10 protein-coding genes are annotated in these 10,951 nt (G+C 62.3%); 6 read left to right on the top strand and 4 right to left on the bottom strand.

Annotation, left to right across the window (positions count from 1 at the left end; genetic code table 11):
* Positions 1-15 precede the first annotated feature (15 nt).
* On the bottom strand, positions 16-774 hold the full coding sequence (locus ACIOMR_RS21560) for a thioesterase II family protein (RefSeq protein ID WP_003209023.1): 759 nt from the start codon (positions 772-774) through the stop codon (positions 16-18).
* 278 nt (positions 775-1,052) lie between these two features.
* On the opposite strand from ACIOMR_RS21560, the gene ACIOMR_RS21555 reads away from it, so the two are divergent.
* Positions 1,053-1,604, top strand: a complete 552-nt coding sequence (locus tag ACIOMR_RS21555; protein WP_003209024.1) for an RNA polymerase factor sigma-70 — start codon at positions 1,053-1,055, stop codon at positions 1,602-1,604.
* 138 nt (positions 1,605-1,742) lie between these two features.
* Here the strand turns inward: ACIOMR_RS21555 and ACIOMR_RS21550 are convergent, their stop codons facing one another.
* The 3 genes from ACIOMR_RS21550 to ACIOMR_RS21540 form a co-directional block, all read right to left on the bottom strand.
* The gene (locus ACIOMR_RS21550; protein ID WP_003209026.1) at positions 1,743-2,756 is read right to left on the bottom strand and encodes a GNAT family N-acetyltransferase; all 1,014 of its coding nucleotides are present in this window, start codon (positions 2,754-2,756) and stop codon (positions 1,743-1,745) included.
* A 66-nt stretch (positions 2,757-2,822) separates the two neighbouring features.
* Positions 2,823-3,611, bottom strand: coding sequence for an ABC transporter substrate-binding protein (locus ACIOMR_RS21545; RefSeq protein ID WP_083853176.1), 789 nt, complete (start codon positions 3,609-3,611; stop codon positions 2,823-2,825).
* 99 nt (positions 3,612-3,710) lie between these two features.
* The gene (locus ACIOMR_RS21540; protein ID WP_087695088.1) at positions 3,711-4,334 is read right to left on the bottom strand and encodes a TetR/AcrR family transcriptional regulator; all 624 of its coding nucleotides are present in this window, start codon (positions 4,332-4,334) and stop codon (positions 3,711-3,713) included.
* Positions 4,335-4,488: 154 nt separating this feature from the next.
* Between ACIOMR_RS21540 and ACIOMR_RS21535 the strand changes: the two genes are divergently transcribed.
* From ACIOMR_RS21535 to ACIOMR_RS21515, 5 genes are all read left to right on the top strand, one after another.
* Positions 4,489-6,267, top strand: a complete 1,779-nt coding sequence (locus ACIOMR_RS21535; RefSeq protein ID WP_401196271.1) for an acyclic terpene utilization AtuA family protein — start codon at positions 4,489-4,491, stop codon at positions 6,265-6,267.
* Positions 6,268-6,279: 12 nt separating this feature from the next.
* Positions 6,280-7,152, top strand: coding sequence for an SDR family oxidoreductase (locus ACIOMR_RS21530; protein ID WP_177117221.1), 873 nt, complete (start codon positions 6,280-6,282; stop codon positions 7,150-7,152).
* A 3-nt stretch (positions 7,153-7,155) separates the two neighbouring features.
* Positions 7,156-8,772, top strand: coding sequence for a geranyl-CoA carboxylase subunit beta (gene atuC / locus ACIOMR_RS21525; RefSeq protein ID WP_003209036.1), 1,617 nt, complete (start codon positions 7,156-7,158; stop codon positions 8,770-8,772).
* A gap of 71 nt (positions 8,773-8,843) precedes the next feature.
* Positions 8,844-10,001 (top strand): citronellyl-CoA dehydrogenase, encoded by a 1,158-nt coding sequence (gene atuD, locus ACIOMR_RS21520; protein WP_177081317.1) that lies wholly within the window; start codon positions 8,844-8,846, stop codon positions 9,999-10,001.
* A complete protein-coding gene (locus tag ACIOMR_RS21515; protein WP_401196267.1) occupies positions 9,998-10,771 on the top strand; it encodes an enoyl-CoA hydratase/isomerase family protein in 774 nt (257 codons plus the stop codon). Before atuD ends, ACIOMR_RS21515 begins: the two co-directional genes overlap by 4 nt.
* The last annotated feature ends 180 nt before the right edge of the window (positions 10,772-10,951 follow it).

The following is a 10,951-nucleotide window of genomic DNA, read 5'->3' as shown; positions in this document are numbered from 1 at the left end:
TGGCCGGGGGCTTGTTCAGCCGGTTGCCCGGGCCATCTGCCGCGCGGCGTCGTTGCGCCAGCGGGCCAGGTGTTCGTCGGCGTAACGCCGCACACAGCGCAGTACGGAACTCTCGTGCTGCACCAGGAAGAAGTGGTGACCGTCGAACATGTCGAGGGAGAAACCGCTGGCGGTGTCTTGCTGCCAGTCCAGCAGTTGATCGGCGCGCACCGTGTCCTGCTTGCCGCCGAATACATGGATGGGCAGGCTCAGCGGCTCACGCTCGCCGTATTCGAAACTGCCGCACAGCAGGAAGTCGGCCCGCAGGATCGGCAGCATCAACTGCATCAGTTCGGCGTTGGCCAGCACGTCTTCGCCCGTGCCCTTGAGTTCTCGCAGGCGGGCGATCAGTTGTTCGTCGTTTTTCTCGATGGCGTATTCGCTGACATCGCGACAGGCCGGGCCGGCGGTACCCGAGGCAAACAGCGCCAATGGCGGCGGCGCGCCCCGTTCGCGCAGGGCATGGGCCAGTTCGAAGGCCAGCAGGCCGCCGAGGCTGTGGCCGAACAAGGCGTAGGGGCCGTCCAGCTCGGCGCGGATCTCATCAGCCAGTTGCCCGGCCAGGTTTTTGATATCGCGCTGCAACGGCTCGTCCATGCGCATGCCGCGCCCCGGCAACTCCAGCGGCCGCACCTGCAACCACTCCGGCAGCGCCCGTCGCCAGCGGCTGTAGACCATGGCGCTGGCGCCGGAGTAAGGCAGGCAAAACAGGCGTAATCGAGCCGGCGTGTTCATTTCAGACCACTCCCGCTCACACGATAAAAACCCATTTTGTCCTCCTCCAGGCGCTGATCCTTGGCCGGTTTGTTAACTGGCCTTTCACCCATGAGAACGGATGGCACCGGGAAATAATTAGTCAGCGAGACGCCGTTCACACCTCTCGATAAAGCATAAGATTAGTTCGTCTTCTCATTTGACAATCATTATCATTAAGCATAATTTGTTGCCCGATGTGTAGGAGGCCTCAGCAAGGACGCCCTCCCCCAACCTTCTCTTGCAACAAGGTGATTTCCATGACGGAACAAGTATCCACAGGCAGGTGCGACTCACCCCTACTCCAGGCCTTCGTCGACAATCGACTGATCCTGGTCAAGATCGCAGCGCGTATTACCGGCTGCCGATCCCGCGCCGAAGACGTGGTGCAAGACGCCTACTTCCGGTTGCAATCGGCCCCCACCATCACGTCATCGTTCAAGGCGCAGCTCAGTTACCTGTTCCAGATCGTGCGCAACCTGGCTATTGATCACTACCGCAAGCAGGCGCTGGAGCTGAAATATTCCGGCACGGAAGAGGAAGGCTTGAATGTGGTTATTCACGGCGCTTCACCTGAGACCTCGCACATCAACTTTTCGACGCTGGAGAACATTGCCGACGCCTTGACCGAGTTGCCTCAGCGCACGCGTTATGCGTTTGAGATGTACCGGCTGCACGGGGTGCCGCAGAAGGATATTGCCAAGGAGCTGGGGGTTTCACCGACGTTGGTGAACTTTATGATTCGCGATGCGCTGGTGCATTGCCGGAAGGTTTCCGGGACCCATAGCGACACGTTTGCGCGGCGGGCCTGACGCGCCACACATCCCCTGTGGGAGCGGGCTTGCTCGCGAAAGCGGTGGATCAGTCACACATGCATTGACTGACACTGCGCTTTCGCGAGCAAGCCCGCTCCCACATTTGATCTTCGTGCACTCAGATTTTTTGCTCAGTCAAACCAACCCACACCGCTCAAAAAACCGCTCCCGCCCCAGAATCATCAACGCCGCCCGCTTATGAGGAAAATCAAACTCCTTCTCACAGTGGAAACACTGATTCTGCATATGCCCAATCATCTTCCCGTTATCCGCCCGAGGCTCAGCCACCACACGCTGCGTACGCGGATCATCGAGAAACAAGTAATGCACCAGCGCCGACAACCAGCTCGCTACCTTGTGCGGACCACGGTGGTGCTCTTCGCCCACCAGCATATGAATCCCGCGATCGTAATCCGCCGCGTCATAAAACGGCGCAATCCGATCCTCCTTCGCCCAATACGCCTCGAAATAAGCAAACGGCTCATCATCGAAACAGCCAATCAACGTCAACGCATGGGGATCCGCTTCCAGCTTGTCCAGATACTCCCGATGCTGTTCCAGGCTGCCGGTTTCCTGCCAGAAATTCGCCACCCGCGCACTGTTCTGCCAACGATTGAAGCGCGCCAGATCAACATCAATCTCCACCGTACGCAGTGAAATCCACGCCCCCAGCCGCGCATCAAACCGCCGATACACCTCGCCCCGCGGCTTCGGCGCACGGGCAGGATGACGCTTGCCACCGCTGATGATCATCTGCTGCGGATAAGTCCCCGTGAGAGATTGCCCCAGCCACGGTTGCGGCAACTGCCAGAACAACGTGCGCTCGCAATGAAACTGCCCGGCAACCCCGGTCGCCACCAGCAACCCACTGCGCAAGGCATCTTCCGGCGCATGCTCAAGACACCAGACCAGTCGCTGACGCCCGGGCTCCCTGGCAAACAGCCAATAACACGCCGCCCACAAGGCACGGGCAGCCGGCACACTGGCGGGCTCCTGCAAATGCACCTGCACCTCATCACCCCGCTCAAGGCGCAGGCGAATCAGCGGCTGGCCCTCAAGGGTGAGGCTCAGGCGGCTATCAGTTTCATCAGCATTCAGGGCGGGTCCCGCCGGCAAGGGCAGCACTGACAGGTCATTCAGATTGGACATGGGATGGGCTCACGAATCGTCGACAGTTCAACAAGTGACGTGAGCCGAGGGCAAAAATTTAGACGATCACGGTACCGGCATTACATCGATGCGGTAAGGCTCGAAGATCTTCAGCAACTGGCCGTTGTCCCTCAGCTGCTTGAGCAGCCCGGCGAACGCCGGCCCCGTGATCGGCGCCTTGGGCCGCAGCAACGCATAGTGGTGGTACACCTGGTCGATCCGCTCGGACACCAGGAACTGCCCCGCCGTATCGGCATTGCGCACCAGGAAATCACTGAGGTAGGAACGTGTCACCAGGGCGATGTCGGCCCGGCCCCGGGCGACCATCAGCAGGTTGCTGTCGTGGGAATAGGTCAAGGTGGCGTTGAAGTGCTCCGCCATGTACTTGGGGTCGGGGTTGAAGTTGGCGAACGCGTAGTGATAGCCGCTGAACACCGCCAGGCGCTTGCCGGTCAGGTCGGCGAAATACGATTGGTCGCGACCGGGCTCCTGCTGGGCCACGAAGATTTCCGCATCCTCCAGGCCCATGTCGACATCGGTGTGGGCAATATCCTGCCAGCCCCACTTGGGGTTTTCGAAGATCGCCATGTCCACCCGACCTTGCTGGAAGTCGCGAAAACGCCGGGGAATCGAGGTGGGTACCAGCACAAACTGGTAGTCGGTTTGCAGGGCGTTCAAGGCTTCCACCAGTTGCGGCAGCAACCCGGTGTCGGCGCCCTGCTCCGGGCGCACGGTGTATGGCGGGAAATGCGCAGCACCGACCCTCACCAGTTGGGCGGCCGAGGCAGGCATCAGCCACAGTGCGCCAAGTGCCCATATTGAGAGTCCTGCAGCCAATCGCCAAGGCGAAAACATCAAGGCACACACCGTCGAAAACTTTGATCCCGCTAAGCTAGGCGTTTTTGTCTATCGAGACAACTTTCTGCCACACAATTAATAGCTTGCGCGAAAGGGCTAGTCAGCTTTCAACACCATCAGCAAGGCTTCGTCGGCCAGTTGCTCCAGGGTCATGCTGCCCTGGGCGCGAAACCAGGTGGTGGTCCAGGACAAGGCGCCCGTCAGGAAACGCCGCGTGATAAACACATCGCCCTTGATGTAACCGGCGTTTTTCGCCTCCCCCAACACCTGCAACCAGATCTCTTCGTAGATATCGCGCAAGGCCAGCACCTGGGCCTGGCCCTCGGCCGACAGGGAACGCCATTCATACACCAGCACCGCCATGGCCTCGCCACTGCCGCCCATGATCGACTGCAATTCGCAACGAATCAGCGCCAGCACCCGCTCGCGCACGTTGCTCGCCTCGGCCAGGGAAGCGCGCATCAGGGCGGTGTTGTAGTGGATGGTTTCCTCCATCACCGCCCGCAGGATTTCGTCCTTGCTCTTGAAGTGATGAAAGATGCTGCCGGACTGGATCCCGACCGCGCCGGCCAGGTCACGCACGGTGGTGCGCTCAAAACCCTTGTTGCGAAACAGGTGGGCCGCGGTTTGCAGCAGCTTGCCACGGGCACTGTCGGGGTCGGTCAATTGGCCGGCGTCGACCATGGTGCGCATCACCCGCAGGGCTTTTTGCTCATCCATGCTGCTCTCCTTAACTTCTGGTTACGTCTTGGGCGGCAATTTAGGCCGTGGCAGCCAACCAAGCAAGCGCTTGGGGCAAAGTTATGACCAGAGTTTACAAACCAAGCGCTTGCTTGGTAGTGTGGGTGCCAGCAAACCAGAGGAAGGACGCCCCATGAACAAGACGGTACGCATCGGCTGCGCCAGCGCCTTCTGGGGCGACACCTGCACCGCCGCTGCGCAGTTGGTGCACGGCGGCACGCTGGATTACCTGGTGTTCGACTACCTGGCGGAAGTCACCCTGTCGATCCTCGCCGGAGCGCGAATGAAAGATCCCCAGGCCGGCTATGCCACGGATTTCGTCGAGGTGCTGACGCCGCTGCTGGCGGATATCCAGCGCCAGGGCATCCGCGTGATCAGCAACGCCGGCGGGATCAACCCCCAGGCCTGCGCCGCCGCGTTGCAGGCGGCCTGCGACCAGGCCCGAATCCCGTTGAAGATCGCCGTACTGCTGGGGGATGACCTGCAACCGCAGTTCAAGCAACTGCAAGGCGTCACCGACATGTTCAGCGGCGCGCCCTTGCCGCCGATGTGCGTATCCACCAACGCCTACCTCGGCGCGCCCGGTATCGTGCAGGCGCTGGAGCTGGGTGCCGATATCGTGATAACCGGCCGTGTGGTGGACAGCGCGGTGGTCAGCGCGGCGCTGGTGCATGAGTTCGACTGGTCCTGGCAGGACTACGACCGCCTGGCCCAGGCGGCATTGGCCGGGCATATCATCGAATGCGGCGCGCAGTGCACCGGCGGCAACTTCACCGATTGGCGGGAGGTGCCGGACTACGAACACATCGGTTTCCCGATTGTGGAGGTCAGTGCCGACGGCCAGTTCACCGTCAGCAAGGTCGAGGGCACCGGCGGACTGATCAGCGAACTGAGCGTCGCCGAGCAACTGCTGTATGAAATCGGCGACCCGCGCGCCTACCTGTTGCCCGACGTGATCTGCGACTTCAGCCAGGTCAAGCTCCGGCAACAAGGCAAAAACCGCGTGCACCTGCACGGCGCCAAAGGCCTGCCGCCCACCGACCAGTACAAGGTCAGCGCCACCTACCCGGATGGTTTTCGCTGCACCGCCAGTTGCCTGATCGCCGGGATCGACGCGGTGGCCAAGGCCGAACGGGTCAGCCAGGCGATCATCAACAAGACCTCAGAGCTGTTCAGCCAGCGCGGCTGGGCGCCCTACACCGACATCAACATCGAACTGCTGGGCAGCGAAGCCACCTACGGCCCCCATGCCCAACGCCAGGACTGCCGCGAAGTGGTGGTGAAACTGGCGGTGCGTCACCCCAGCAAACAGGCGCTGGTGCTGTTCGCCCGGGAGATTGCCCAGGCGGCCACCGGCATGGCGCCGGGGCTCACCGGGATCGTCGGCGGGCGACCCACGGTGTACCCGCTGATTCGGTTGTTTTCATTCCTGATCGATAAAAGCGCCTGCCAATTGCACGTCGACTTCCTTGGCGAACGGCATGCCTGCGAATTGCCCGTCACCAAACCGCTGAACACCTCGATCGCATTGATCGACCCGCCCAAACCCCAAGGCCGCGCCGACGCCAACGTGCCGCTGGTCAAGCTGGCCGTCGCCCGCTCCGGCGACAAGGGCAACCACAGCAACATCGGGGTGATCGCCCGCGAGCCCGACTACCTGCCGTGGATCGCCGAGGCACTGACGCCCGAAGTGATCGTCGACTGGATGAGCCACGTGCTCGACCCGATCCACGGCCGCGTCGAGCGCTGGTATTTGCCCGGCAGCCACAGCCTGAACTTCCTGCTGGAAAACGCCCTGGGTGGCGGCGGGATTGCCAGCCTGCGCATCGATCCCCAAGGCAAGGCCTTCGCCCAGCAACTGCTGGAAATCCCGATTGCCGTGCCGCAGCACATTGCCGATCAATTCACTTAAAGGACCCGCGCAGTGGCCTTCGACTCGATCTTCAAAGCCGACCTGTTCCAGGGGCAGACCATCATCGTTACCGGCGGCGGCAGTGGCATTGGCCGTTGCACCGCCCACGAGCTGGCAGCCCTCGGCGCCCATGTGATCCTGGTGGGACGCAAGCCGGAAAAACTGCAAACGGTGGCCGCGGAGATCAGTGAGGACGGCGGTCGCGCCAGCTGGCAGGCCTGCGATATTCGTGATGAAGACGCGGTCAAGGCGCTGGTCGGCCAGGTCCTGCAGGAGCACGGCCCGATCCATGGCCTGGTGAACAACGCCGGCGGCCAGTACCCCTCGCCGCTCGCGTCGATCAACCAGAAGGGCTTTGAAACCGTGTTGCGCACCAACCTGGTGGGCGGTTTCCTGATGGCCCGGGAAGTGTTCAACCAGAGCATGAGCAAGCACGGCGGATCCATCGTCAACATGCTCGCCGACATGTGGGGCGGCATGCCCGGCATGGGCCACTCCGGTGCGGCACGTTCGGGCATGGACAACTTCACCAAGACCGCCGCCTTTGAATGGGGTTACGCGGGGGTGCGGGTCAACGCCGTGGCGCCGGGCTGGATTGCCTCCAGCGGCATGGACACCTACGAAGGCGCATTCAAGGCGGTGATCCCGACCTTGCGCGAGCATGTTCCGCTCAAGCGCATCGGCACCGAATCGGAAGTCAGCGCGGCGATTGTGTTCTTGCTCAGCCCCGCCGCCGCGTTCGTCAGCGGCAGCACCTTGCGCATCGACGGCGCCGCCAGCCTGGGCAGCCGCGCCTGGCCGCTGCACAAGGCGCAACCGCCGAGCGTGTCCTTTAATGGTTTCCACCGGGCTTACTTGCCGGACGTGCTCAAGGAGGAGAAATAAGCCATGCCGGTGATCGACTCGCAACTCGACGCCCACAGCCCGCAATTCGCGCAGAACCGCGAAGCGATGCTCACGGGCGTCAATCAATTGCGCCAGCTGGAGCAAAACCTGCTGGGCAAGGCCGCCGAAGCCAAGGCCAAGTTCGACAAGCGCGGGCAACTGCTGCCACGGGAACGCCTGAATTTATTGCTCGACCCCGGCGCGCCGTTCCTCGAACTGGCGAGCCTGGCCGGCTACAAACTGCACGATGACAAGGACGGCAGCGCCGCTGGCGGCGGGTTGATCGCCGGCATCGGCTACGTCAGCGGCGTGCGCATGCTGGTGGTGGCCAACAACAGCGCGATCAAGGGCGGGACCATTTCCCCCTCGGGCCTGAAAAAATCCCTGCGCCTGCAACAGATCGCCATGGAAAACAAACTGCCGGTAGTGACGCTGGCAGAAAGCGGCGGCGCCAACCTCAACTACGCCGCCGAGATTTTCGTCGAAGGCGCCCGCAGCTTCGCCAACCAGGCGCGGATGTCGGCCATGGGCTTGCCGCAGATCACCGTGGTGCATGGCTCGGCCACGGCGGGCGGCGCGTATCAGCCGGGCCTTTCGGATTACGTGGTGGTGGTGCGTGGCAAGGCCAAGCTGTTCCTGGCCGGCCCGCCGCTGCTCAAGGCCGCCACCGGCGAAGTCGCCACCGATGAAGAACTGGGCGGCGCCGAGATGCATGCACAAACCGCCGGCACCGCTGAATACCTGGCGGAAAACGACGCTGACGGCGTGCGCATCGTGCGTGAGATTGTCAGCCTGTTGCCGTGGGATGACCGCTTGCCGCCTGTGCCAAAGCGCGCTTACAGCGAGCCGCTGTACCCGATTGACGAGCTGTTGGGGCTGATCCCCGACGATCCGAAAAAGCCCTACGACGTTCGCGAAATCCTCGCGCGGTTGGCGGACGCTTCCAACTTCCTCGAATTCAAGGGCGAGTTCGACCCGCACACCGTCTGCGGCCACCTGCATATCCAGGGCCGCGCCTGTGGCTTTATCGGCAACAACGGGCCAATCACCCCGAAGGGTGCGAGCAAGGCCGCGCAATTTATCCAGCTGTGCGACCAGAGCCAGACACCGCTGCTGTTCTTCCACAACACCACCGGCTTCATGGTGGGCACCGAGTCGGAACAGCAAGGCGTGATCAAGCACGGCGCGAAGATGATCCAGGCGGTGGCCAATGCCCGGGTGCCGAAACTGACCATCGTCGTCGGCGGCTCCTATGGTGCCGGCAACTATGCGATGTGCGGCCGTGGGCTCGACCCGCGTTTCATCTTCGCCTGGCCCAACAGTCGCACCGCCGTGATGGGCGGCGCCCAGGCGGGCAAGGTGCTGCGGATCGTCACCGAAGCCAAGCAACTGAAAGACGGCCTGGTGCCCGACCCCAAGGTGCTCGACATGCTCGAACAGGTCACCGCACAGAAACTCGACAGCCAGTCCACCGCCCTCTACGGCAGCGCAAACCTATGGGACGACGGGCTGATTGACCCACGGGATACACGAACCTTGCTCGGGTTTCTGCTGGACATCTGCCACGAGGCCGAGGTGCGGCAACTACAGCCCAACAGCTTTGGTGCAGCGCGGTTTTGATGATCGTTCCCACGCCCCGCGTGGGAATGCAGCCCGGGACGCCCCGCGTCCCCATAGGGAGAACAATAAAAATGATCTTCACCCAGGAACACGAAGCACTGCGTCGCACCGTCCGTGGCTTTGTCGAGCGCGAGATCAACCCGCATGTGGATGAGTGGGAAAAGGCCGGACGCTTTCCGATCCACGAGATCTTCCGCAAGGCCGGCGACCTCGGTTTGCTGGGTATTTCCAAGCCGGAAAAATTCGGTGGCATGGGCCTCGACTACAGCTACTCGATCGTCGCCGCCGAAGAGTTCGGCAGCATTCGCTGCGGCGGCATCCCGATGTCCATCGGCGTGCAGACCGACATGTGCACCCCGGCCCTCGCCCGCTTCGGCTCCGATGAATTGCGCGAAGAATTCCTGCGCCCGGCCATCAGCGGCGAACAGGTGGGCTGCATCGGCGTTTCGGAAACCGGCGCCGGCTCCGACGTGGCCGGGCTGAAAACCCATGCCCGCAAGGACGGCACTGACTACGTGATCAACGGCAGCAAGATGTGGATCACCAACTCACCGAGCGCCGACTTCATCTGCCTGCTGGCCAACACCTCCGACGACAAGCCGCACATCAACAAATCGCTGATCATGGTGCCGATGAACACCCCCGGCATCAGCGTCAGCCCGCCCCTGGAAAAGCTCGGCATGCACAGCTCGGAAACCGCCCAGGTGTTTTTCGACGACGTGCGCATCCCCCAGCGCAACCGCATCGGCCATGAAGGTGCGGGATTCATGATGCAGATGCTGCAGTTCCAGGAAGAGCGGCTGTTCGGCGCGGCCAATATGGTCAAGGGCCTGGAGTACTGCATCGACAGCACCATCGAGTACTGCAAGGAACGCAAGACTTTCGGCAAGGCGCTGATCGACAACCAGGTGATCCACTTCCGTCTGGCCGAACTGTCCACCGAAATCGAATGCCTGCGGGCGCTGGTGTACCAGGCCACCGAGCAGTACATCAAGGGCCAGGACGTGACGCGCCTGGCCTCCATGGCCAAGCTCAAGGCCGGCCGCCTGGGCCGGGAAGTCAGCGACAGTTGCCTGCAATATTGGGGCGGCATGGGGTTCATGTGGGACAACCCGGTGGCCCGGGCTTATCGCGATGTGCGGCTGGTGTCGATTGGTGGTGGGGCGGACGAGATCATGCTGGGGATCATCTGCAAATTGATGGGCACCCTGCCGGGGAAAAAGTCGTGAATACCTTGCTGCTGGAACCGCATAACGGGGTGCTGCATGTGACCCTCAATCGGCCGGACAGCCGCAATGCCATGAGCCTGGAAATGGTCAACGAACTGCGTGCGGTACTGGCCGATGTGGCTGGGGACAAGAGCGTGCGGGCGTTGGTTATCAGCGGCGCGGGTGGGTATTTTTCGGCCGGTGGCGATGTGAAGGACATGGCTCGCGCGGGAGCCGCGGGTGGCTTGCAGGCGTTGAACCGGGCGTTCGGTACGCTGTTGCAGGAAGTGGAGGCGCTGCCGCAAGTGGTGATTGTGGTGCTTGAGGGTGCCGTGTTGGGCGGCGGGTTTGGGTTGGTGTGTGTCAGTGATGTGGCGATTGCGGATCATCAGGCGCAGTTTGGGTTGCCGGAGACCGGCCTTGGGTTGTTGCCGGCGCAGATTGCCCCGTTCGTGGTGAAGCGTATCGGGCTGACCCAGGCGCGGCGGCTGGCTTTGACGGCGGCGCGGTTTGATGGGGTTGAGGCGCTGCGGTTGGGGTTGGTGCATTTTGTGGAGCACGATCCGCAGGCGTTGGCGGAGCGGCTGGATGAGGTGTTGGGGCAGGTTTTGCGATGTGCTCCGGGGGCTAATGCGCGGACCAAGGCGTTGCTGCTGGCCAGTGGTGAGCAGGCGTTGGGGCCGTTGTTGGACCAGGCTGCCGAGTGGTTTGCCGAGGCGGTTTGTGGTGAGGAAGGGGTTGAGGGGACTCAGGCGTTTGTGCAGAAGCGCAGGCCGGGGTGGGCGCGATGAATCGGGGGCATATCCGTTATTTTTGTAATGGCGACTATGGGTTCCGCTCTTACAGCGGGTCACTTTTGAAAAGCGCAAAAGTAACCAAAACGCTCTTGCCCCACCACTCGGCACCTCGCCTAGGCTCGGTGTGCCCTCACTCCGGCTTTGGACCGTGGGCCGCCGTCATGGGCCATCCTT

This window comes from Pseudomonas sp. NPDC087814 (assembly GCF_044742865.1).
GTDB lineage: Bacteria > Pseudomonadota > Gammaproteobacteria > Pseudomonadales > Pseudomonadaceae > Aquipseudomonas.
This window is presented reverse-complemented; position numbering and strand designations above follow the sequence as displayed.

What these genes read in the sequence shown, in the direction of transcription:
- ACIOMR_RS21560 (WP_003209023.1), bottom strand. Translation starts at nt 774, where the DNA reads ATGAACACGCCGGCTCGATTACGCCTGTTTTGCCTGCCTTACTCCGGC.
- ACIOMR_RS21555 (WP_003209024.1), top strand. Translation starts at nt 1,053, where the DNA reads ATGACGGAACAAGTATCCACAGGCAGGTGCGACTCACCCCTACTCCAG.
- ACIOMR_RS21550 (WP_003209026.1), bottom strand. Translation starts at nt 2,756, where the DNA reads ATGTCCAATCTGAATGACCTGTCAGTGCTGCCCTTGCCGGCGGGACCC.
- ACIOMR_RS21545 (WP_083853176.1), bottom strand. Translation starts at nt 3,611, where the DNA reads ATGTTTTCGCCTTGGCGATTGGCTGCAGGACTCTCAATATGGGCACTT.
- ACIOMR_RS21540 (WP_087695088.1), bottom strand. Translation starts at nt 4,334, where the DNA reads ATGGATGAGCAAAAAGCCCTGCGGGTGATGCGCACCATGGTCGACGCC.
- ACIOMR_RS21535 (WP_401196271.1), top strand. Translation starts at nt 4,489, where the DNA reads ATGAACAAGACGGTACGCATCGGCTGCGCCAGCGCCTTCTGGGGCGAC.
- atuC (WP_003209036.1), top strand. Translation starts at nt 7,156, where the DNA reads ATGCCGGTGATCGACTCGCAACTCGACGCCCACAGCCCGCAATTCGCG.
- atuD (WP_177081317.1), top strand. Translation starts at nt 8,844, where the DNA reads ATGATCTTCACCCAGGAACACGAAGCACTGCGTCGCACCGTCCGTGGC.